This is a genomic window from Paenibacillus puldeungensis, from assembly GCF_042678945.1.
Lineage (GTDB): Bacteria > Bacillota > Bacilli > Paenibacillales > Paenibacillaceae > Fontibacillus > Fontibacillus puldeungensis.
In genome coordinates this window covers 1-20,328 of the sequence record NZ_JBHTLM010000007.1, presented here as the reverse complement: position 1 = coordinate 20,328, position 20,328 = coordinate 1, and the positions used below count along the sequence as shown (strand labels likewise).

The 20,328-nt window shown below is 50.1% G+C and carries 28 protein-coding genes and 1 pseudogene; 26 read left to right on the top strand and 3 right to left on the bottom strand.

The genetic code is table 11. The features are described 5' to 3' along the window. Window positions 1-122 precede the first annotated feature (122 nt). Window positions 123-470, bottom strand: a complete 348-nt coding sequence (locus ACFQ3W_RS11435; protein WP_379319362.1) for a helix-turn-helix domain-containing protein — start codon at window positions 468-470, stop codon at window positions 123-125. 291 nt (window positions 471-761) lie between these two features. On the opposite strand from ACFQ3W_RS11435, the gene ACFQ3W_RS11430 reads away from it, so the two are divergent. The 21 genes from ACFQ3W_RS11430 (at window position 762) to ACFQ3W_RS11330 (ending at window position 16,596) form a co-directional block, all read left to right on the top strand. Further along, window positions 762-1,256 carry an ArpU family phage packaging/lysis transcriptional regulator gene (locus tag ACFQ3W_RS11430; RefSeq protein ID WP_379319361.1) on the top strand — a complete coding sequence of 165 codons (495 nt, stop codon included), beginning with the start codon at window positions 762-764 and terminating at the stop codon, window positions 1,254-1,256. Window positions 1,257-1,966: 710 nt separating this feature from the next. Further along, a complete protein-coding gene (locus ACFQ3W_RS11425) occupies window positions 1,967-2,125 on the top strand; it encodes a hypothetical protein (RefSeq protein ID WP_379319360.1) in 159 nt (52 codons plus the stop codon). A gap of 6 nt (window positions 2,126-2,131) precedes the next feature. Further along, window positions 2,132-3,004 (top strand): hypothetical protein, encoded by an 873-nt coding sequence (locus tag ACFQ3W_RS11420; protein WP_379319359.1) that lies wholly within the window; start codon window positions 2,132-2,134, stop codon window positions 3,002-3,004. 5 nt (window positions 3,005-3,009) lie between these two features. Continuing rightward, complete coding sequence (locus ACFQ3W_RS11415; RefSeq protein ID WP_379319358.1) at window positions 3,010-3,360, top strand: hypothetical protein; 351 nt, start codon at window positions 3,010-3,012, stop codon at window positions 3,358-3,360. A gap of 1 nt (window position 3,361) precedes the next feature. Then, on the top strand, window positions 3,362-4,825 hold the full coding sequence (locus ACFQ3W_RS11410) for a phage tail sheath family protein (protein WP_379319357.1): 1,464 nt from the start codon (window positions 3,362-3,364) through the stop codon (window positions 4,823-4,825). A 22-nt stretch (window positions 4,826-4,847) separates the two neighbouring features. Further along, on the top strand, window positions 4,848-5,264 hold the full coding sequence (locus tag ACFQ3W_RS11405) for a phage tail tube protein (protein WP_379319356.1): 417 nt from the start codon (window positions 4,848-4,850) through the stop codon (window positions 5,262-5,264). 29 nt (window positions 5,265-5,293) lie between these two features. Next, entirely contained in the window at window positions 5,294-5,758 is a 465-nt protein-coding gene (locus tag ACFQ3W_RS11400) for a phage tail assembly chaperone (RefSeq protein ID WP_379319355.1), read from the top strand. Between the two features lie 14 nt (window positions 5,759-5,772). Beyond that, window positions 5,773-5,895 (top strand): hypothetical protein, encoded by a 123-nt coding sequence (locus tag ACFQ3W_RS11395; RefSeq protein WP_379319532.1) that lies wholly within the window; start codon window positions 5,773-5,775, stop codon window positions 5,893-5,895. A 66-nt stretch (window positions 5,896-5,961) separates the two neighbouring features. Next, on the top strand, window positions 5,962-8,025 hold the full coding sequence (locus ACFQ3W_RS11390; protein ID WP_379319354.1) for a hypothetical protein: 2,064 nt from the start codon (window positions 5,962-5,964) through the stop codon (window positions 8,023-8,025). A 29-nt stretch (window positions 8,026-8,054) separates the two neighbouring features. Then, the gene (locus ACFQ3W_RS11385) at window positions 8,055-8,690 is read left to right on the top strand and encodes a LysM peptidoglycan-binding domain-containing protein (RefSeq protein WP_379319525.1); all 636 of its coding nucleotides are present in this window, start codon (window positions 8,055-8,057) and stop codon (window positions 8,688-8,690) included. Further along, entirely contained in the window at window positions 8,687-9,664 is a 978-nt protein-coding gene (locus ACFQ3W_RS11380; RefSeq protein ID WP_379319353.1) for an XkdQ/YqbQ family protein, read from the top strand. The genes ACFQ3W_RS11385 and ACFQ3W_RS11380 overlap by 4 nt, the downstream gene beginning before the upstream one ends. Beyond that, entirely contained in the window at window positions 9,654-10,055 is a 402-nt protein-coding gene (locus ACFQ3W_RS11375; protein ID WP_379319352.1) for a hypothetical protein, read from the top strand. The genes ACFQ3W_RS11380 and ACFQ3W_RS11375 overlap by 11 nt, the downstream gene beginning before the upstream one ends. After that, window positions 10,048-10,518: a DUF2634 domain-containing protein gene (locus ACFQ3W_RS11370; RefSeq protein ID WP_379319351.1), complete on the top strand. Its 471-nt coding sequence runs from the start codon at window positions 10,048-10,050 to the stop codon at window positions 10,516-10,518. Before ACFQ3W_RS11375 ends, ACFQ3W_RS11370 begins: the two co-directional genes overlap by 8 nt. Then, window positions 10,518-11,636 carry a baseplate J/gp47 family protein gene (locus ACFQ3W_RS11365; RefSeq protein WP_379319524.1) on the top strand — a complete coding sequence of 373 codons (1,119 nt, stop codon included), beginning with the start codon at window positions 10,518-10,520 and terminating at the stop codon, window positions 11,634-11,636. Before ACFQ3W_RS11370 ends, ACFQ3W_RS11365 begins: the two co-directional genes overlap by 1 nt. After that, window positions 11,629-12,231 (top strand): YmfQ family protein, encoded by a 603-nt coding sequence (locus ACFQ3W_RS11360; RefSeq protein WP_379319350.1) that lies wholly within the window; start codon window positions 11,629-11,631, stop codon window positions 12,229-12,231. Before ACFQ3W_RS11365 ends, ACFQ3W_RS11360 begins: the two co-directional genes overlap by 8 nt. Next, window positions 12,221-13,915 carry a tail fiber protein gene (locus ACFQ3W_RS26065; protein ID WP_449290209.1) on the top strand — a complete coding sequence of 565 codons (1,695 nt, stop codon included), beginning with the start codon at window positions 12,221-12,223 and terminating at the stop codon, window positions 13,913-13,915. Before ACFQ3W_RS11360 ends, ACFQ3W_RS26065 begins: the two co-directional genes overlap by 11 nt. 24 nt (window positions 13,916-13,939) lie before the next feature. After that, window positions 13,940-14,197 (top strand): hypothetical protein, encoded by a 258-nt coding sequence (locus tag ACFQ3W_RS11350; RefSeq protein ID WP_379319349.1) that lies wholly within the window; start codon window positions 13,940-13,942, stop codon window positions 14,195-14,197. A gap of 1 nt (window position 14,198) precedes the next feature. Next, on the top strand, window positions 14,199-14,375 hold the full coding sequence (locus tag ACFQ3W_RS11345; protein WP_379319348.1) for a hypothetical protein: 177 nt from the start codon (window positions 14,199-14,201) through the stop codon (window positions 14,373-14,375). Window positions 14,376-14,457: 82 nt separating this feature from the next. Beyond that, the gene (locus tag ACFQ3W_RS11340; protein ID WP_379319347.1) at window positions 14,458-16,074 is read left to right on the top strand and encodes a hypothetical protein; all 1,617 of its coding nucleotides are present in this window, start codon (window positions 14,458-14,460) and stop codon (window positions 16,072-16,074) included. Between the two features lie 18 nt (window positions 16,075-16,092). Beyond that, complete coding sequence (locus ACFQ3W_RS11335) at window positions 16,093-16,434, top strand: hypothetical protein (RefSeq protein WP_379319346.1); 342 nt, start codon at window positions 16,093-16,095, stop codon at window positions 16,432-16,434. A 21-nt stretch (window positions 16,435-16,455) separates the two neighbouring features. Then, on the top strand, window positions 16,456-16,596 hold the full coding sequence (locus ACFQ3W_RS11330; protein ID WP_379319345.1) for a hypothetical protein: 141 nt from the start codon (window positions 16,456-16,458) through the stop codon (window positions 16,594-16,596). A gap of 166 nt (window positions 16,597-16,762) precedes the next feature. On the opposite strand, the pseudogene ACFQ3W_RS26060 reads toward ACFQ3W_RS11330, so the two are convergent. Next, window positions 16,763-17,196 (bottom strand): annotated as a pseudogene (locus ACFQ3W_RS26060) (transposase); the annotation flags it as partial. Window positions 17,197-17,388: 192 nt separating this feature from the next. Here ACFQ3W_RS26060 and ACFQ3W_RS11320 point away from each other — a divergent pair. The 5 genes from ACFQ3W_RS11320 to ACFQ3W_RS11300 all read left to right on the top strand — a co-directional run bounded on the left by ACFQ3W_RS11320 (window position 17,389) and on the right by ACFQ3W_RS11300 (window position 19,786). After that, on the top strand, window positions 17,389-17,676 hold the full coding sequence (locus ACFQ3W_RS11320) for a hypothetical protein (RefSeq protein WP_379319343.1): 288 nt from the start codon (window positions 17,389-17,391) through the stop codon (window positions 17,674-17,676). A gap of 25 nt (window positions 17,677-17,701) precedes the next feature. Beyond that, a complete protein-coding gene (locus ACFQ3W_RS11315; protein ID WP_379319342.1) occupies window positions 17,702-18,622 on the top strand; it encodes a peptidoglycan recognition protein family protein in 921 nt (306 codons plus the stop codon). Between the two features lie 18 nt (window positions 18,623-18,640). After that, window positions 18,641-18,925, top strand: a complete 285-nt coding sequence (locus tag ACFQ3W_RS11310) for a holin (RefSeq protein ID WP_379319341.1) — start codon at window positions 18,641-18,643, stop codon at window positions 18,923-18,925. A 214-nt stretch (window positions 18,926-19,139) separates the two neighbouring features. After that, entirely contained in the window at window positions 19,140-19,481 is a 342-nt protein-coding gene (locus ACFQ3W_RS11305) for a hypothetical protein (protein ID WP_379319340.1), read from the top strand. A gap of 101 nt (window positions 19,482-19,582) precedes the next feature. After that, window positions 19,583-19,786, top strand: coding sequence for a hypothetical protein (locus ACFQ3W_RS11300; RefSeq protein ID WP_379319339.1), 204 nt, complete (start codon window positions 19,583-19,585; stop codon window positions 19,784-19,786). Between the two features lie 351 nt (window positions 19,787-20,137). Here ACFQ3W_RS11300 and ACFQ3W_RS11295 read toward each other — a convergent pair. Continuing rightward, window positions 20,138-20,328: IS3 family transposase (locus ACFQ3W_RS11295; protein WP_379319338.1), on the bottom strand; the 191-nt coding region annotated here is incomplete at its 5' end.

The following is a 20,328-nucleotide window of genomic DNA, read 5'->3' as shown; positions in this document are numbered from 1 at the left end:
TAAGAATGTATGTTCGGATTATAGGTGAAAATAATGGCCCCTTCAGCTAGGGCCGCATCGATCGTTGTTTTGTTGAACGGCAGGCTGTTACCTTGAAAAAAGAAAGCTGATTCCACGGGCTGCTACTTTGTTTGCTCTCCATCAAGCAGCTTTTTTTTCTGCTCCCGATACGCCTTAAGAGCGGCTTCCATCATCGCGATTTCGTCATCCGTGTACGACTCCGGTCCGCCGAAAAAGGACATATTCGCGCTTTTGTCTGGAGAGGCGTCTTGGGTACGGCCGAGCAAGTAATCGGCGTTCGTATCTAGAGCATCGACCAGTTTCCGCAGCGACTCCGGATCCGGCTTCCGGTCGTTGGTTTCATATCGGGATAACTGCACGATGGTTAATTCCGCTTTGGAGGCCAGATCTTTCTGCGTGAGATTATTCTGTTCTCTAAGGTATTTGATACGATCACCGAGACTTTGCATAGTAACTCCTCTTTCGCCGTCCGTTTAATTCATTGTATCATATATTACCGATTTGGCAAAGAATAAAAATTACCAATGTGGCAATAAATGAAATTGACATTACCGATACGGTAATTTATAATTGGACTATACTTACCATATTGGTAAAAATGAGGAGAATTAAGAACGCATGATCGTTTATTTTTTCGGAAGAATTAGTAAGATGCTGCTTGCGGAAAACGGACGAGCAAATGCTTTTAATGTGTAGTTACCAATTTGGTATTATGAACGTAATGATTAGGAGGGTTATAAATGGGCAGAAAGAAAATTCATGTATATCATGCGTTATTTACTTCGCTGCCGGTGAATGAAGCGGCGACCCGGGCGGCTGTGGAGAACCGCCTCGAAGAGGTTAAGCGGTTTCGGCAGATCGGCTTAGTCCGTCAGGAGGCGCTGATCACACCCGGATATGAACCTCGTTTTCACGGAGCTACGAACGTGATTAGCAAGCCAACGGAACGTCTCGCCATTCGCAATGCGGATAAAGAAGCTGAACTGATTAGAAAATCGGAATTGCTGGACAAGGCCCTGGAGGGGTTATCGCTGGACCAGCGTGAAGTGATCGAGCGGAGCTACTTAGATACCAAAGGAGAGTTCGACTTCATTAGCTGCGGGGAGATGGGGATCAGCGACCGAACGTACCGCCGTATTAAGGCGAGCGCGATCCGAATTTTGGCAGCGGCCATGGGGCTGGAGGTATATGAGGTTCAGGAAGAGGATAGGAGCACCAAGCACGAAGTCGGCTGAGGCCGGCTTTTTTTGTTTTGGGGCAACCCCCTTCGTGCTTGGGTCAACCGACACTTGCTTGGGTCAGCCGGAAAATTCCGGCTGACCTTTTGGTGCTTTCAGGGTATGACTGGCGATTTTCCTCGCTGGTTGGTGGCATATCGCTCGCTCACTGACGATTAGTTGTAAAAAGTACATCTATTTTCCAGAATTTTGCGTATTCCGGCAATTTAGATGCAGAAAGTGCAGTTAAAAGTGCTCTATGGTCACGTGAAAGGAAAAAGTCTAAAGTTTAACTGCACATTTTACAACTAAAGTCGATCATACGAACTAATAAGCAAAAATAGATGTAGTTTTTGCAATTAGCTGGCTAGTTGAGTTTGCTGGGCTCGCGGAGTAGGTTGAGCTAGACAAGTTTTATGGGATTCGCTCAGTTTTATGGGGAGTTCAGCTATTTGGGATTTGCTCAGTTTAATGAGATTAGCTCGTTTGCTGAGATTTGTTTATTTTCTTGAGGTTTCCTGGATTTCCTTTCATCTAATATCGCTTAATTAAGGCGTGCATCAAAACCTTGGTCCGATACCTGTCCTGCGAACGTCCGTTCGCTTTATTTTAAGCATGGTAAATTTGTATTGTGGAAATCGAGGGGGAGATCACCCCATTCCACAAATCGAATATACGAAAGCCGCTGAATCCTTCGGCGGTTTTTTGTTATGGGAGGGAAGAGCTGTTTGCGTAAGAAGAACAAAACACCGCCGCTGACGCTCCCGCTCGATCTGACGCAGCCGGAGCGGTGCCAGGGGTGCATTTGGGGGCGCCTGGAAGGGACCAAGCAATTTTGCAGCCTGCCTCGCTGTGTTGTGGACGAGCTGGCTGCTCAGAGGAGGTGAAGCATCATGATTAGCGCGAATGCACGAAATGCGATTCGTGCCAAGCTGCTCGAATCAGTGCCGGATTTAAAGGAAGTGTACGCTTCCTTGCCACCTGCCGAAGCAAGCACCGTCAAGCCTTTTGCCGTTCTGGCAGGAAGCGAGGACAGTGGCGGGAGCCCATGGAAGGGCCTCAGGGAAAATGTAAAGGTTGAGCTTTATGTTTCGAGATCCGCTACTGGCGAACTGGACCGACTGGCCAAGATCATGACCGATGCTCTCGATAAGGGACTGCTGAAGCCAGACGGAGGGGAGGCCTGGGTCTCGCTCTATTTAGGGACATCCGGGCAAGCGGATGCGATCGATGAAGCACGGGATGCGATCAAGCGCGAGCTGCAATTTGCGTTGTTGTCTCCGCAGCCTTTGACCGAACCGGTTCAGATCACCAGCGATCCGTGGTTAACGGCGCTTGGGGCCTGGTCGAAAAGTCTGCTTGGACCGGAGTGGTCGGCGTACAGCGGAGCCTGGCCGGAGTCTGGCGCAACCCCTGCTGTGCTGTGGCGGATCACCGGTATCGATGTCCGCACAGTAGGCTCGGCGGCCTACGAAGTGCAGAAGAAGATGAGCGCCTTTTTCCGGGCGGGCGATGCGGACAGAGAGCATGCGGCTATTTTGAAGCTGCTGGAAGGCATGGGCCGTTCGGTTAAAATCCCGCTCGACGCCACCAAACGGCAGTTTCTGCGCGTTAGCGAACCGAAGATGAGCCTGCAAGCGGATGTTTTGGCCTCCGCTCCATCGCCCCAAGGGCCGCTGACCGTCACGCTCATCCGGCGGACGATGCGTCCTGCCGAAGAGGCGCCGCTGATGAAAACGATTCAATACCAATCCAAAATGAGGTGATTCATTTGGCAGCAAGAAAAGGTGCAACAAAGGAAGCGACTAAAGCGGCAACACCGGCAACACAAGCAAAGAAACAAGCTGTAATTGGAGCAGCCAACTCGGTTGCAAAACAAGCAGCAAACCAAGCAGAAACCCAAGCGGCAACCCGGTCCACAGAAGGCTCCAAGCCTGCAGCTTCCGCTTCTACCATCTCCCCCAGCTACCCGATTCACGAGCTGATGGCGGAATCGGAGGCGCTGCTCGGCGTGAAACCGGAGGTTTTTGCCGGAGCATTAGAGGGTGCTACGAAAGAGACGCTTCAAGTCAAGGAAGCCAAGCAATTAGTAGAACAATTTTTGAGAAAGAAGGTGCTGTAAGATGGCAGGAGGAAATTGGAGTTTGACAGATCAGCCGGTATTGCCCGGCTTGTACATGAATTTTGTGAGCGCAGCAGGAACGGCGATTCAGGCGGGGGCGCGCGGTGTCGTTGTTGCTCCGGTGAAGTCTCATTGGGGACCGGTGGGCCAGTTTGTTGAGGTAACGAACGAAGCGGCGATCCGAGAGATGTTTTCGGAGGATGAAACGGACGGTGCCACAGCGTTTACGACGTTGTATCTGGCTATGCTTGGCGGCCCCAAGAAGCTGCTTGCCTATCGGCTCGCCGACAGTACAGCAGCAAAAGCGTCATTGACGCTGAAAAATACCGCAGCCACCCCGGCGGATGCCGTCGCCCTCAAAGCGAAATACCCGGGAAAACGCGGCAACGGCTTCAAAGTAACAATCCAGCCTAGCCTGGTCGCTGTTGGCAGCAAGGAACTGAAGCTGTACGAGGGAGCGGCGCTGCTGCGCACGATCTCGCTCGGCAACGGCACGGTGGATCAAGTCGTAGCGGCTATTAATGAAGATGCCGGCAACAAATGGATTACAGCTGAAAAAATCGCCGACGGTACCGTGGCAGACCTGACCACAGCAAGCATGACCGGTGGGGAAAGCGGCATCTCGGGCATCACGAACGCCGATTATGTCGCGGCGACGGCCGCTTTTGAAACGCAGGACTTCCATGTACTTACGCTGGACGGCGTAACGGATCCGGCACTCCGCACGAGCATCGTCGCTTGGGTGAAGCGGGTCCGCGGCGAAGGCAAAGGGGTTATCGCGGTCCTTGGCGGCTCTAAAGCCGAAGATACCGGGGCCGATGCGGTAAGCAAAACGATTGCCCGCAGCGCAAGCCTGAATCATGAAGGCATCGTCAACGTCGGGACGGGTGCCAAGCTAAACGGCGAGGAGTACACTTCCGCACAAGCCGCTTCCTGGGTCGCTGGTTTGATCGCCGGGCAATCGCTGAAGGAATCGACGACCTACGCGTCCTCTCCTTTCGACGACGTAACGCGGCGTTGGACCCGCTCCGAGCAGGAGCAGGCAGTGCAGGGCGGCGTGTTCCTCCTCGTGCACGACGGCCGGAGAGTGAAGGTGCTGCGCGGCGTAAACAGTCTGATTTCACCTCGGGAAGGCCAGAACAAAGGCTGGAAAAAAATCCGCAAAATCCGTGTTCTCGACCAGATCAATGCCGATTTGCAGCGCACCGCCGAGGACTATTACATCGGCAAGGTGAATAACACGGAAGAAGGGCGGCTCGCTTTGATCGGCGCCGGGAAGCAGTATTTGCAAACCTTGGCCGCCGAAAGCGTGATCGAGTCGACCGGCTTCGATGTAACGCTTGATCCGCGCTTCTATGGCAGCGCACCGCAGTTCGTCCCTGAGGATGACCAGGTATTCCTGACGTGGACCGCGGATGATACGGACGTCATGGAACAAATTTTCGGCACGTTTTACGTGCAATAACTTATAAGGGGGAAATTAAACTATGGCACAATATCTTGATCCCGGCCGCGTCATTATGGGTACGTTCGGCCAGATTTTTATCGACGGCGCTTGGCAGTCCAACCTAAACCATCTGGAGGCAAATGTAGAAGCGGAGAAGAAGGAGCTGAATCTCGTCGGCACCGATTATACCGTATTCAAGCTGGGCCGGAAAAAAGGTACCGGCACAATGAGCGGCTACAAAGTCACCTCGGACATGATCTCGAGAGGGTTTGCTAAGTTCTCCATCATCAACAAGCTTGATGACCCGGAAGCTTATGGTTTTGAACGGATCCAGTTAAACAACTGTATGGTCGACAAAATCCAATTGGCCAACTGGACCGCAGGCGAAGAGATCGCGGAGGAAACGGCGTTTACGTTTGAGTCGTACGAGCTGCTCGATCCGATTGTAGCTTCTTAATCTGAGCCCCAAAATAGGAGGAACAAACCTTGAGTCAACAGGATGTTTTTAATGAACAGGAAATTTTGGACGGTCTCTTCGAGACGGCAGCCAATCTGCCGGAAGAGGCCGTTTTTATTGGCCGGCTGGGTTTACGGGTGACGCTGCGCGGACTGACGTCGAGCAAAGTGGACGGTATTCGCGAGCGCTGCACGGTTCGCAAGACGACCAAAGGACAGGTCACGGAAAAAATCGACAGCGAGCTGTTTAACGCGGCTTTGATTAAGGAAGCAACTTCGTTGCTGGAAGTCGTGAAAAAGAGCGGCGATGGCGCGGAGGAGCACAGCGTGAAGCTGAGCGGCTGGGGCGATGAGCGCCTGATCAGCCGCCTCAAGCTCTCCGGCGGGGAAGAGGCGGTTCGCCGCCTTCTTTTGGCCGGGGAACTGGACGCCGTCGGCGATAAGGTGCTCGAAATCTCCGGCTTTGGGGTCGACATCGAAGACGTAAAAAACTGATCGACTCCGGCGGCATGACGACGCTGCTGTTCCATTTGTGGACGCGGCATCATCTTCGCCCCGGGGTGTTTTGGTCGCTCCCCAAGGGAGAGCGCCTGCTGCTTAGAGCTTTTTCGGAGAGGGAGCTGGAAATGTAAGCCCAGGGTCTCCCTCTTTTTCATTCGCTCAGGGCCAGGCACAGTAACGGGGAAAGGAGGTAGCATATGTCTGACAAAAAGATTTTTGAATGGAATATCGAGATTGACGACCGTGACATCGACAAGACGGATAAAAAGCTGCGCAGCCTGGACAAACTGCTGCAGCAAACGCAGCGCCGGGCGGCTACGCTGGGCAAAACTCGCATCAAGCCCGTCATCTCCCTGGACGATCGGTTTACGTCCACGGAGCGTAAAATCACCGACAGGCTGAAACAGCTAGGCCGCACTACAGTTAAGCCGACCGTTATACTGAACGACCGCGTGTCTGCGGGAGCCACTAGAATCCGGGCTTCCCTCGCTTCGCTCACCGCCACTCCATGGCGCATCTCCGTAGCCGGAGTGAATTGGCAGCAGGTAGTAGGGGGCTCTTTTAACAATTGGATGAGCTCCTCGGGAAAAAGCACGATGAAGAGCATCTCCGCAGCAATCTCGAGCTCGATTAGCGGCGGGGTACAGAATGCTATACAGCAGGCCCTAAGCATGGTAGGTGTTATCACGAAAGGGACCACCGGGAATGGAAAAGGAAATCCAACTCCCGGTATTCCTACAAAGCCCAAAAGCCCGGCAATCGGTCCGTCGGGGTTTCCCAAGTTTCATCCGACGGATTTGATAAACAGCCATATTTCGGAAGTGGCCCAAAAGCCGAGTCCTGCTCAGCCGAGTAAGAAGAGCGAAGGATTTTTGCAAAAGACCGGTGCTTTTGCCAAGGATGTCGGCAAAGATGTTGCAAAGGATTACGCCAAAGATGGGGTTAAGTCGCTCATTGATAAACTGATGGGCAAAAAAGACGATGGTGCCAAAAATGGCAACTGTACCTGCGTCTGCAACTGTAATTGCGGAGGCGGCGGAGGCGACTCCGGCGGCATGATGGGCGGAGATGTTTCGGGCGGCACCGGCAGAGGCAAAAAAGGCAAAAATCAGACTAGGAATAGCTCGAGAAGACGTTTTGGCGGGGGCAAGATGCGCTTTGGCGGTGTAGGCGGTGCAGCAGGTAAAGCGGCGTTAGGAAGAGGGGCCGCTGGGAAAATCGGACTTGGCTTGCTTATGAACACCGGTGTTAATTTTTTGAGCGATGAAGGTCCTGATCTGCTGAGTGGCGCCAAGGATTTGGCGGGAAAAGGCGTATCCTCAGTTAAAAAAGGCGCGTCTTGGTTAGGAGAGAAAGGCTCGAATTTACTGAGCAAGGGAGCAGGATGGTTAGGTAAGGGGATAGGAAAATTAGCAAAATTTTCGCCTGTTTCCTTACTCAAAACCGGAGCCAATTTTGTGAGCGAAAAAGGTCCTGGACTGCTGGAAGGCGCCAAGGACTTGGCAGGTAAAGGCGTTTCCTCCGTGAAGGAAGGCGCATCTTGGTTAGGAGAGAAAGGCTCGAATTTGCTAGGCAAGGGAACAGGCTGGCTTGGTAAAGGATTAGGAAAAGTAGGCGGTTGGTTAGGGAAAGGCGCCAAGTTTCTCGGGAAAGCTGCAAAATCTGTGAAACTGCCCGGCCCGGCCAAGTGGGTGTCGGATATCGTCTCTGTGGCAACAGCCGGATCAGGTAGAGATAGAGTAAAGGCAATTACTTCAGGGATTTTTTCTGCAATCGGAGGGACTCTTGGGGGTTCGGCCGGTTCTTTCATCCTTCCTGGAGCAGGCACTGCAGGTGGGGCCATGTTAGGATCAGCGGCTGGGGACTATGTCGGTGGTAAAGTCGGCAATTTCGTTTCTGATTTGTTCTTTGGAAAAGAGAAGAAGTCACCGAAGGTAGCTAAAGCAGCTAATCAAACTCCTTCAAAAATTTCAGCGAAATCAGCGCCTGCCTTAGGGCTGCGCATGCCAGCGTTAGCCAGGGTTCCAGCATTTCCAATGATGGGGAGCTTTCCGGTTCCAGCAATCGGAGGTAACCGCACGGCTAAGGAGGATGGCAAGGCGCGGAAGGAATCCGCCCCTGCTCCAATCAACGTCTCCGTATCCCAAGGCGCCGTAAACCTCACGGTCAACAAAGACGAAATCAACTACGACGAACTGGCCAAGAAGGCAGGTCTGAAAATTGCCAATGAAGTTCGATTTGCGATGCAAAATCTGAAATAGAAGGGAGGAGATTGGATCGGATGGCCACGATGCAAATTCATTTGCTGGATAGTTCCGGCAATAAGTTTACTTTTCCCGTCAATCCGGAAGAGATTGCGATCACCCGGAACAAAGCTTTTGAAACGGTCAATATTATGGCGCTGGGGGAATACGATTTCCCGACAGGAGAGAAGGTGAAGGAAATCGCCTTCTCTTCTTTTTTTCCGGCGGAGTATGATGAAGGCTATTGCAACTTTTCCGAGATGAAGGACCCGCAGGAGGGGATGAACTACCTTACCAAGCTCATGAACAGCAAAACCCCGGTTCGGCTGGTCATCGACGGTACGGCGGTGAACGTCCTCGTCACGATTTCGGCGCATAACAGCACCTTTAAGGGTGGTGAGACGGGCGATGTGTATTTTGACCTGACCGCGCGAACCTGGCGGGATATGAAGGTGCATACCACGAAGGCTGCAGCCGGGAAAAGCCACAAAGCCAGCCGCCCCGATACGAAGAAGCCGGGTAAAACCTACGTGGTGAAGTCCGGCGACACCTTATCCAAAATCGCCAAGCTGGAGCTTGGGGACAGCTCGAAGTGGCAGCTTCTGTACAAGACGAATCAGAAGACGATCGGCAAAAATCCGAACAAGCTCCAGCCCGGGCAAAAGCTGGTGATGCCTGAGTGAGCTACGAAGTGGTGCTGCAGAACAAATATTATCTTCGCGAGCTGATCGAAGGTATTTCGCTAAAGGATTCGCTCGAGCAAATTTCGTATCAAGGATCGGTTCAGCTGAAAGTACCGCCCTCTTTTCCCGGCATTGAGCCAGGTCAGGAAATCCGAATCAGCGGTGTTCCATATGGAGGCGGAAGCGGGATGGTCCCCTTGCTGAATCCCGGGGTCGTATGGGAATGCGAAACCCAGGTCAAGGAGAGTAAGCATATGACGGTTACGGTTTACGACCGGACAATTTATTTGGCGAAATCGGAGGATGAATGTCTTTTTCCGACCGGTGGAACCGCTAGTCAGCGCCTTAGAAAGTATGCGACGGATTGGAGCATCAAGCTGACCTCGCTACCGGACACGAAGACGAAGCTGAAAAAAGCCGTCTACCGCGCGCAAACGCTCTATAACATGATTATGGCGGATCTGAAGGAGACGGTGAAGGCCGGCGGGGAGATGTACGTTCCCCGAATGACACCAGCTGGACTAACATTGTTCCAAATCGGTAGCAACAAGAAGGTTTGGGTACTGGAGCAGCTCGAGGAAACGACGCAAAACCGCACCCTTGAAGGAACCGTCACGCGGGTGAAGGTGATCGGCACCGAGGATCAGCAGGAAAATGCTCCATCCAAAGTGCTGGCGACAGCCTCGGGGCAGACGGCAAAATACGGTGTTCTTCAGAAAATCGTCCAGGACGAAAACGTCAAAACCGCGAGCGCCGCGAAAAAATTCGCCCAGTCCATGCTGACGGGACAAGGTCTGACGTACACCGTCACCTGCGCCGATCTCAATACGGTTCGGGCGGGCGATAAGGTGAACCTTAACGGCCTGAATCTCATCGTCACCTCGGTCTCCCACGAGCTGGGCGATCCGGGGCATATGACGCTGGAGCTGGCATCAAGCGATGACGTAAAAAGGAGGTATTTTCTTGACAATTGATCCTTATACGGCACTGGCTGCCTCGCTGCGGGAAAATGCCGCCAAAAAGGCGTCGGAGGCGTTAACCGGCGTTTCGGCGGAACTTGGCAGCATTACCGGGTCGGGGCTGAAGCTGGATAGCTTCAAGCATGAAATCAAGGACTATTTGGTAGCTGAGTTTCCGGGGACGCTCAAGCTGCCCAAGCTGGAGATGACCGGAAGCGTGACTGGATTAAAGGATGGCGGAGGCGGTGCTGTTAGCGGCAAGGGAAGCTTCGCCTATGACTCTTCCGAAACCGAAAAAGCGTCGCTCACGCTGAAATACCAGCCGGGAGACCGCGTGCTGGCGCTGCCGATCAACGGTGGCAATGATGCGATTGTGATCTGCAAGGTGGTGAGCGGAAATGGCTAATCTTTTTCCGGAAGCGATGAACGATTCTTGGGCGGACGAGCAGACGCTGATGGCGGAGACGGATACCATCGTGAGCGATGAGGTTCCTTTTGGCCGCAGTTGGCGATTTGATTTTGATGCCGGAGAATTCGTAATGACACCCACGCGAAAAATAGCCCGGGCGGACGAGACCACCGCCTGGATTGTATGGTGTGAAAAGGCCATCCGCACGCCGCGTTACAGACATCTGATCTATTCCCGCGCCTATGGTCAGGAATTTGATGACCTGATCGGCAAGGGGTACGGCCGCGCTTTGCAGGAAAGCGAAATCCGGCGCATTGCAGCGGAAACGCTGCTCGCGGATCCCCGGACGGCTAGCGTAGACAGCTTTACTTTTGCCTGGCAGGAGGACGGGTGCCGGTTTACTTGCCGGGTCGCCAACGTGCGGGAGGAAGAAGTGATTTTGGAAGGGAGTGTGACATGATGGCGGAGCTTCCGCTTTATTTGCAGGAACAGACGGAAGAGCGAATCATGCAGCGTATGCTGGAGAGAGTGCCTTCGGATATCGATAAGTCTGAGGGCTCTTTTATTTGGGACGCTGAAGCGCCGGCGGCCTTTATGTTGAGCGAGGCGGCCGTATGGGCCCAGCAGGTGCTGGAGCGTGGTTTTGCGAGCACGACGTACGGTGAGTATTTGGATTTGCGTGCGGAGGAGCACGGCGTGACCCGGCGTCCGGCTGTGGCAGCGACTGGGACGGTTCAGTTTACCGGAACCCCGGGGGTGACGGTTCCAGCCGGGACTGTGGTAGCCACTCCTGTGGATGAATTTTCCGAGGAGCCGTCCATGGAGTATGAGACTACGGCTTCGGTAACGCTGGACGCAAACGGGGAAGGAAAAGCGGCGGTGCGTGCGCTCGCTCCCGGTCGGGCCGGAGTAGTTCCTGCGGGCGTTATTCAGGTGATCGCGACGCCGGTTAGCGGGGTATCGGCGGTAACTAACTCGGAGGAAACCCGGGGCGGCGCCGATATCGAATCGGATGAGCTGCTGCTGGAGCGTTTTTATTCTCAGGTCAGGAATCAGGGGACGAGCGGAAATAAGGCGCAATATATGAAGTGGGCCGGGGAGGTGCCGGGTGTTGGCGGTGCTCAGGTTCATCCGCTCTGGAAAGGGCCGGGCACCGTCGGCGTTTACCTGCTCGATGCCGAGAAACGCGCCGCGAATGAGGAGATTGTTGCTGCGGCGCAAAAGTATATCGATCCCACTCAGGATGGACAGGGGATGGGCGTTGCTCCGGCCGGGCCGGTGGTCACCGTGATGGCGGCCAAAGAGGTGCCAATGAACATTAAAGTGAAGCTCACGCTAGCTAGCGGGGTGACGATGGCTGACGTTAAGGCGCTGATTGAAAAAGGAGTACGCGCGTATTTGAAGCAGCTCGCTTTTGTTGATCCCCTGGTGAGATATACCCGGATTGCGGCGATTTTACTCGATATTCCGCCAATCATCGACTTTACGGATTTAACGGTGAACGGCAGCGCCGATACGAATTTTGAAATTCCATTGGGCCAGGTGGCGGTGCTGGGGATGGTGGATGTGTATGAATAAATCTTTGCTGACGAGTTCAAGCGAGTCCTTGCTGACAAGTCCCCGGGGGCGGGAGATGTTCTCTTACCTGCCGGGTTACTATGAAACCTCCCGGGTCATTCAGGCCGATATGAACGCGAAAGGAACGGAGCTGGACACGCTGTTTACGGCATTGGACGAAACGCTGCAGCAGTTTTTTGTCGGCACGGCCACCTGGGGACTAGACCGCTGGGAGCACGAGCTTGGTATCACGGTGGACCCGGTGAAGCCGCTCGACCAGCGCCGGGCCGTAGTCCAATCCAAGCTGCGCGGCAGCGGCAAGTTTTCCGGGCGCCTCGTCAAAAACGTAGCCGAAGCCTACGATGGCGGGTCCATGGACGTCACGTTCCAGCCCGCAGCATGGAGCTTCACCGTCAAATTCATCGACACGGTGGGCATCCCCCCTTACCTCGACGACCTCAAAGCCGCGATCGAAGAAATCAAACCCGCGCATATGGCTGTCGAGTTTGCTTTTAACTACATGTTAATCCGGGATATCAACGGGGTGCTGACCCTCAATCAGATGGAAGCTTTGTCATTATCCAAATTTGCAGGAGGTGATCCGATTGGCCACTAATACACCGAATTTAAACCTACTCAAAAAAGACCCCGCGACCGACGGAAACGAGACGTTCAACATCAAAACGATGCTGAACGACAACTGGGATAAGATTGATGCGGCGGTGGGGAATATCAACATTCCTGACGCCTCGACCACGGTCAAAGGAAAAGTACAGCTTTCGAGCGCTACAGATAGTGATAGCGAGACGATGGCTGCTACGCCGAAGGCAGTAAAGGATGCGTCGCTGCAAGCGAAATCCTATACTGACCAGCAAATCAACCTTGTCACAGCAACAGGAATTCCTAAGCTTGTAAGCTACCCGCTGAAAGTAACAGCAACAGTCGATAATCAAACCGTTTTCGAGATCCCGCTCGATCTCTTCGACGCAAACACCGACACGCTGATGGTCGCCATTAACCGCGCTGCTCTCGACCCTACTCAGTACACCGTGATGAATACCGTCCGAAATCAAGCTGGAGAAGTAACTCAGCGGGCAAAGATCACTCTTCTCTCAGGCGTGACCGCCACGACCGAGGTTACGATGGTCGTTTTGAAAAATGTGCCGATCGGTAAAGATGGCGCCATCAACGGCGCGGTATTGGCGGCGGACAGCGTGCCGATTAATCGCGTGAGCGGGTTGCAGGAGAAGTTAGATGCGCAGTTGGCGGATTATGTGAAACATTCCGGGTTTGCGGTGTCAGCAGGAACGTCTACGGCTTATACCGTTGCGTTAAATCCAACCCCAACATCACTAGTAGCAGGCATGACATTTAGATTTAAAGCTCATGTAGATAGTGGAGCCAACCCAACGATAAACCCCGATGGGCTAGGAGCAAAAGCGGCTAAGAAAGCAAATGGGAACGCAGCGTCTTTTAAAAAAGATGGGATTTACACTGTCACATACGATGGTACATCGGCTTTTATCTTACAGGGTGAAGGGGGTGGGGGGACAGCGATAGCAGGGGATTTGAGACTCGGAAAGACCGCAACAGTAGATAGCGGTGATATTACTGGTACATTAGATTTAACTAATTTACTTCCGCCGTACATCAAAAAAGGTATAACGGTAGATGGCGTTTTAGGTACGCTTGCTGATTTAGCGGCTGGTTATATTGAGAGAACAGGCAGCTTTACGCTCAGTTCGACATGGAACTCACAGTCTATTGATGCTAATAACGGTTTTTTGTATCAAGATATAAACGTTGGTACGGGTTGGGACCCAACTAGAACAGTATTAGTAAATACGTCTATGGGAACTTCCTTTAATAGCGGTATGCGTTCATTTGAATGGCTTAACTCAACTACCGTTCGTGTATGGACAAGTATGTATAGTAGCGCCCTGGATGCTAAGTATAACTTGAAAATGTTTATGTTTATAGCTGGGAGCTATAAGTCTATTACTTACGGTATGTATCAAACAACAACTAATGCAGGTACTCCCTTAACAATACCTGCCGTTACTAAAGCAAATACTATCATTTTTTGGGGGCTTGCTTTTGGTTCTTCTGCGAGCGGTCAAACTTGGGGTGCTATGCGGCCAAAATTAATATCGAGCACTACCCTAGCTTTTGCTTCACAGCTATCTGAGGGTTATTATCGTAAATGGTCTTATGCTGTTGTTGAATTTGTAAATCCAGTAACAAATCTTATTCAGTACGCACTTAATTCGAGTAGCGATTATCCTTTTGAAATGGGGTAAAACTAAAAGGGAGGCGTTTCGTGTATGAGTTATAATTATGCTGTGTTAAACCAGGATAACATTTGTGTAGGCTTAGTTGGTGGGACAATGGAGATATTAGACCCAATATATATAGAAATTGATAATACAAGTAATATGACAAGTTACTTGGGTAAAAAATACGTAAACGGAAACTGGGAAGAAAAAATAACCACTCCTGCTATAAATATGGAGGAATTGAACAGTCGCATTTCAGACTTGGAATTATCGTTAGCTGACTTATTTACAGGAGGGGTTATTTAATATGGCTATGGCAATGTACAAAATCAGAATTATCGCAAATGCTTGTATTACACGCTACAACGGTGGCGAACGGGAAATAGCACATATTGTGGGTAGCTATAACATGGTGAAAGAAGATAGCGACCTTGTACTAGCGGAGATTTACGCAAAACGGCCGGACATTACTCCTGCAGTTTAATGAGTTTTTGGACGAAAATACGCAACACAAGCAAACGGTGCAAAATTGTATTTATTAATATAAATAAGAAAGGAGAATTGCAATGTCAAAAGGCATTACATTACAGGAGTTGGACGTATCAATCTCACCAGAACTTTTTCCTCATTTAGGAACTACGACAAATTCTGGTAACGATTATACTGTTGTAACCAAAAAAACTGTGTTAGCTAATCAAAAATTTACAGTTAAATTTAATGTTGCCAGTACGGGCGAACCGACACTCAAGTTCAACAATGGTACGGCATATGCAATCAAAAAAACAAACGGATCAGCGGCCAAGCTTTATGCCAGTATTTACACGTTATTTTTTGATGGATCGGTTTTTATTTTATTGGGTGAAGGGGGGACGGGAAACGCTAGTACAGACGACGTAGAATTAGGAAAGACGTTTACAAATGACGATGGTGAACAGGTCGGGACAAGGATTTCCTACGCCGTCAATGACCCGATACCTATTAGTAAACTATCAGCGGCAAAGTGGTACAAATCCTTTACGTTAGACTTAAGCGGTGCAACTTATCTTTTAACCTTACCAGAGCAAAAGATATATTATCGTTGGAAGTCTGGAAATATTGAGCGGGTAGGATTCGACGGCACGGTGCTTGGACAAATTGCGGCTATTAGTCCGAGCGCAACATACGTGTTACCTACTTATGATAAGACGCATTTCATTGAATGGAACGTGACAACGAATACCATTAGAAAAGTACGATTGTCTGACAATTATGTTCAATGGTCCATTACCGTAACAGATCAGACCGGAACACTTCGCATGATCGGCGGCGCAAACAGCCACGACTTTGCTATTATTACAACATCAAAATATATCCGTAAGTATAACGGCATGACGGGGGCACAATCGGGGCAATTTATAGGATCCGCTGCACAAACACAACACCATATAGGGAGAAATATTTTTGCATACGTTGAAGGTGCGGGTACGTGGAATTGTTACATTCGTATTTATAATATGGATACAATGAACTTACTTTCCAGTGATGGGCCTATTAGTAACACGGGTTTGGATTCTTATTCTGACCAGTATAGCATTGCCATAGCGTCAACTTGGTTTAGCTTAGTTGACCTTTTTAGCATGGGATTTACGTCTTATGGGTCAGACACGAATCATGGCTGGTTCGTAGACAACAACCGTACTGATGACCGCGTGGCCGCTCGTGACGGTTCCGCACCACGTTCGATCGCTTACAATAATGTAAGTACGCCATGCTATGGATGCTCCCCATCAAATTCTGGAAGTTCTATTTACTCTTTTGATTGGGCGGAATTTGGGGGGCTTGCTTATTTTTCATCAGGTTGCGGCTTTATACCCGATGTTTCCGGTACAAATGCAACTCGCAATATCCAAATGGTGACGTTAAATTATCCTCGAAATGTTGCTATTGACCCCAAAACACAAACTTTAGTTCAGAAATCTAACGGTCAAAGCGGCACGGGAAACGATGTACGTATATATAATTGGGACGGTAGTAATTACATTCCAGACCCTAATGCCTATCAGTTTGTAGCGGAAGACGGAACAACAATAAACTCAGACTACTGGTTTGGAAGTGATGGCACTTACCTACATGTGAAAGATGCAAGTAACACAAATTTAAGGCACTTATTCTATATGTACCCTTCAAGAAAAATCACAGCTTAATAAAAAGGAGAGGTTTAGATGGACGGCATGGAGATGTTTGTAATTAGGTACGAACCACCAACAGAGGGGGATGAAGCAAAAGTTATCTCATGGCATAAAGATACAGATTTTGACGAGATAAATTATGCAGGGGAAGAAAATATAAGATTTCTCTTGCATTTTCAAATTCCTCCGTTGTTTGGGCCTAGAGATACGATTGAATATTATCTCAACTTGGAGACTAACGACATTCGTCATGAAGTTATTCCATTACCACTTTCACCGGAGGAACGGCTACAAAACGCCGAAAAGGAAAACGCGGATTTAAAGCAAGCGATTACCGACTTAACCATGACATTGGCCGCCGTGATGGCAGGATAACATGAGGGGGTGACATAGGACATGACTTATACAAAAGACAGCGGATTGGTTAAGGTTTGGGTGGGTCTGTTGCTATCTGGAGCTTACACGCTCGACCAAGTGCCTAACCTGTTCAATCTCAAGACGGTTGTCGCAGAAGTAGTAAACGGAACTGATGTCTAACTACTGTTTGGAGGAAACTGTGATGGACCATAATGCTCAATAGAGCGTTTCACCCTAGATCCCACCAGAGAGTCCCATAAAAATCTCGCTTATAGTTGGTAGGGCTCGGATCTGGGAAAATGGATATGATGAGACTGAAAAAGCAGCTTCAGCCTCACCAGAGGATGGGCTGCTTTTTCTCCAATTTGGGGTTGCGTTTGACCACGATGTGAAACAGATGCTTGGCCGCATCACGCAACACTTCGAATGGCTTTTGTTTTGGGCTGCCTACCAGCTTTCCATTGACCTGACTTGTTCCTCGTGGTGATTGTGGAACCGGGACAGATGTGACGCGTCTGGTAGCGGATTTTCTGGATTGATCCCGAAAAACAACTTGTAAGCCAAATTCATTTGGTCCTTCTGAATAAATAGCTCATCCAAGAGATTATACAGGATCTGCAAACAGCAGTTCCGGCTTGTTTGCCGACCTTCCGTAAATACTTACAGTAAGAATGCTCATTAATTCATGTACAAATCCGTAATCTATCGTGGTATCTATCTTGCAAAGCGGGTGGTCTTCCGGCACAAGATGATATAGCTCTCATGGAATGATGCGCTTAGTTATCTGGCCGGTTACAGCAAAATGACTCAATACTCCTTTCCTCTTCTTCCAGTATACAGCAAACCCAGTATCGGAACGATACTGGGTAATTTATTTTACAGAAACTGTATTATTTTTCTGGTTTCCTCCCACCGGGGGCTATTTTTTTCTATTCATTTATATAATTAAAATATCGAGAGAGGGTGAGGGTAATGGATATTACAGTGGTGACGGCGGTGACGTCGATACTGGCTGCGATCAGTGGGGTTGCGCTGGGGTGGGCGGGACGGACGAGGTCGATGCGGCAGGAGGCGGAAGAGGGCGCCGAAGCGGAAGCGTTGCAGCGAGCTGATGTCGAGTACATCAAGCGTGGCGTGGACGACATGAAGGTGGAGCAAAAGCTTCAAGGGCAGCGCTTTGAAGCGTTCTCGGAACGCCTGACCCGCGTCGAGGAATCAACCAAGCAAGCGCACAAGCGGATCGACCGGTTGGAAGAATAGAATATAGTAGAAAGGAGGTTCCAAATTGGATATTCATAGATTTCCAATTGAACGCCGCTACATCGCTAAACGTTCGAATGTGCGGCCGGGGACGCGGTTAACGACGGGGACGCCGCATTTTTTTGTAGCGCATGATACGGGAAATCCGGGAGCTACCGCCGAGAATCATTTCACGTATTTTAACACGCTTACCGATCGGTCGGCTTCGGCTCATGTTTTTATTGATGACGTCAAGATACTCGAGATCATTCCTACTGGCACCGCATCGGACCCAGGGGAGAAGGCCTGGCACGTGCTCTACAATGTAACCACCGACAACGACCGGTTTGGATACGATGCCAATGATGTGGCGCTTGGCGTAGAGCTTTGCTATGGAGGAAAAATCAATTTTTCCGAAGCGTACAAGCGCTTTGTATGGTATTTGGCGCTTTGCTGCCACAAGTGGGGCAAAAATCCTTACACCTTCATTCCGTCTCACAAGCAGCTGGACCCGGCGCGGAAACGGGACTGCGAGCAGGCGCTCGCGACCGGCGGAAAAACGCTAAAAGATCTGCTAGATGATATATCCGCTGAAATGCAAGCCATAAGAGCTGAAGAGCCAGAACCGACATTGTCTGCTTTATCCGCCGATTCCGCCCAAGCGATGATCAACGAGTATATATCCCCAGCCTGGTTCGCAGAGCAAAAAGCGGGCAACCGAACCGGCATGACGCATTTCCATAACCTGGCGAATAACTTGCGCCTTGCCGCCGGTATTCCTTTAACTCCAGAAGAAGCCGCTGAGTCGCTAACAAAGCTGCCAAAAAGCAATGCCCAGGAGATTATTTTCCGCTGGTTATCTCCGGCTTGGCTTAAGGCAAAGGCTGAAGGAAATGAAGAGCGGGCTGAGCATTTTCATCGGCTTGCTAATCAATTGCGCCAGGCGGCGGGGATTCCCAAGCAATAACGAAAGGAGGAAAACCTGATGCATGTGCAAAATGAAATTTTGACGAATATGCTGGCGTTTGCTTCTGTATTGTCCGTGTTCGTACTGGCTTTAGTCCAGTTGGTTAAAGTGACGGTGGAAATTCCGAAAAACTGGATTCCTTTTATCGGACTAGTCATCGGAATGTTGGTAGGTGCTGCAGCTTATCCTTTTACGGATATGGCGTTGGTTCTTCGGCTATGGGCCGGGGGGCTGGCGGGATTATCGGCTACCGGATTGTTTGAACTGGCTTTTAACCAGCATGATGGCAATACCAAAAAATGATTCGCCAAATACAGCGTACTGATTTTATCGCCCTGCCGGCTTTGCCGGTGGGGTTTTATCATTTGACATCACCGCAACGATTAACTAAACTTTAGAATATGACAAAAAATACATAATAAGGTTTCGATAATATAATAAACCAGTATTTACAATACTATAGATTAACGGCTTGAGTTGACCCGAAAATTTTTAAGGAAATAAGAAGGGAAGGTATATGAAAAAAACGTTTGTCATCACACTCCTCTTTGCATTTTGCTTGATCGTTTCCGCGTGTACGGCCGATGTTGATGCGGAAAGCCCGGATTGGGCACACCAATTTATCAAATGGAATGGAGGCAGCTACCGGGTAACGGATGAGCAGGTTCTTCACGTCAAGGAGAAATTGGGCCAGGTCGAAGCCTTTACGGATGACGAAAATTATGAAAGCAGCAAGACCTACTCGAATGCTTATCCCGTGGGCACAGAATTTCATAAGATCAGTGACGTGCCGCAGCAGGAAGCGATTGCCGTCAACGTAAACGGTGAGTATTTCAAGTTAACGAGAGTGAAAAATTGACGTTTTAAGGTGAATCTCCTCTCTGGAAAAGTTAACAGGTATACAAGGAACGTTTGTTCGCATATAATACAAACAAACGTTCTGATTTGGAGATGGTGCTGATGCAAAAATATATCGGCCAAGTGGTGGAGATCATCTATATCGATCGTACGGGCAATATAACGCAAAGGCAGATTGAAATCCACGGAATCCGTGACAATCTGGTGCGAGCCACATGCCTTAAATCAAAGGCGCCGCGGGCTTTTCGGACGGAAAACATCCTGGCCTGCGTACCGGTTGCAAACGGAAGAAGCGTCGTTTCATGATCCGTAAATCCGCATGCTGCGAAAGGCTGGACACAAAACAACTGAATTCAACGCATTTTGGGCTCTCCGCCAGCGCGGGGAGCCTTTTTTATATTTTTAGGACTCTATCGGGACATAGGCGCGTTTGATGATGGTTTGGGGTTTGGCATGACAACATTTATGTAATAGCATATATTTCCAATCGGGGCGATTGTCCGTGCTTTTTAGTAGAATGAGGGGCTATATGTAGGAAGCTGTTCACGCATTCTGAGTCTTCGATCTCTACGTTCTAATGATGTTGCATTTCGTACAACATTACGGCCGGGCCCCCGAATATTGGACACTTTAGGATCAAACCTAAGTTAGACGCAGTTATACGGCAATTTTAAATGCGTTTACTTCGTTTCTCTCCAACTTTGCTGCAAACTCGGCAGGAGAGTAGCCATATAAACTCATGTGAATTCGGCGGTTATTGTAGAAGTCCATGAATCGGTCAAGTACATCGAATGCTTCTTCAAAACTCATAAAGATATGGCGCCCGAAACACTCTCGTTCCAAGATAC

What these genes read in the sequence shown, in the direction of transcription:
- ACFQ3W_RS11405 (WP_379319356.1), top strand. Translation starts at nt 4,848, where the DNA reads ATGGCACAATATCTTGATCCCGGCCGCGTCATTATGGGTACGTTCGGC.
- ACFQ3W_RS11435 (WP_379319362.1), bottom strand. Translation starts at nt 470, where the DNA reads ATGCAAAGTCTCGGTGATCGTATCAAATACCTTAGAGAACAGAATAAT.
- ACFQ3W_RS11330 (WP_379319345.1), top strand. Translation starts at nt 16,456, where the DNA reads ATGACTTATACAAAAGACAGCGGATTGGTTAAGGTTTGGGTGGGTCTG.
- ACFQ3W_RS11395 (WP_379319532.1), top strand. Translation starts at nt 5,773, where the DNA reads ATGACGACGCTGCTGTTCCATTTGTGGACGCGGCATCATCTTCGCCCC.
- ACFQ3W_RS11310 (WP_379319341.1), top strand. Translation starts at nt 18,641, where the DNA reads ATGCATGTGCAAAATGAAATTTTGACGAATATGCTGGCGTTTGCTTCT.
- ACFQ3W_RS11370 (WP_379319351.1), top strand. Translation starts at nt 10,048, where the DNA reads ATGGCTAATCTTTTTCCGGAAGCGATGAACGATTCTTGGGCGGACGAG.
- ACFQ3W_RS11420 (WP_379319359.1), top strand. Translation starts at nt 2,132, where the DNA reads ATGATTAGCGCGAATGCACGAAATGCGATTCGTGCCAAGCTGCTCGAA.
- ACFQ3W_RS11300 (WP_379319339.1), top strand. Translation starts at nt 19,583, where the DNA reads ATGCAAAAATATATCGGCCAAGTGGTGGAGATCATCTATATCGATCGT.
- ACFQ3W_RS11350 (WP_379319349.1), top strand. Translation starts at nt 13,940, where the DNA reads ATGAGTTATAATTATGCTGTGTTAAACCAGGATAACATTTGTGTAGGC.
- ACFQ3W_RS11390 (WP_379319354.1), top strand. Translation starts at nt 5,962, where the DNA reads ATGTCTGACAAAAAGATTTTTGAATGGAATATCGAGATTGACGACCGT.
- ACFQ3W_RS11430 (WP_379319361.1), top strand. Translation starts at nt 762, where the DNA reads ATGGGCAGAAAGAAAATTCATGTATATCATGCGTTATTTACTTCGCTG.
- ACFQ3W_RS11340 (WP_379319347.1), top strand. Translation starts at nt 14,458, where the DNA reads ATGTCAAAAGGCATTACATTACAGGAGTTGGACGTATCAATCTCACCA.
- ACFQ3W_RS11365 (WP_379319524.1), top strand. Translation starts at nt 10,518, where the DNA reads ATGGCGGAGCTTCCGCTTTATTTGCAGGAACAGACGGAAGAGCGAATC.
- ACFQ3W_RS11345 (WP_379319348.1), top strand. Translation starts at nt 14,199, where the DNA reads ATGGCTATGGCAATGTACAAAATCAGAATTATCGCAAATGCTTGTATT.
- ACFQ3W_RS11360 (WP_379319350.1), top strand. Translation starts at nt 11,629, where the DNA reads ATGAATAAATCTTTGCTGACGAGTTCAAGCGAGTCCTTGCTGACAAGT.
- ACFQ3W_RS11320 (WP_379319343.1), top strand. Translation starts at nt 17,389, where the DNA reads ATGGATATTACAGTGGTGACGGCGGTGACGTCGATACTGGCTGCGATC.
- ACFQ3W_RS11305 (WP_379319340.1), top strand. Translation starts at nt 19,140, where the DNA reads ATGAAAAAAACGTTTGTCATCACACTCCTCTTTGCATTTTGCTTGATC.
- ACFQ3W_RS11410 (WP_379319357.1), top strand. Translation starts at nt 3,362, where the DNA reads ATGGCAGGAGGAAATTGGAGTTTGACAGATCAGCCGGTATTGCCCGGC.
- ACFQ3W_RS11335 (WP_379319346.1), top strand. Translation starts at nt 16,093, where the DNA reads ATGGACGGCATGGAGATGTTTGTAATTAGGTACGAACCACCAACAGAG.
- ACFQ3W_RS11385 (WP_379319525.1), top strand. Translation starts at nt 8,055, where the DNA reads ATGCAAATTCATTTGCTGGATAGTTCCGGCAATAAGTTTACTTTTCCC.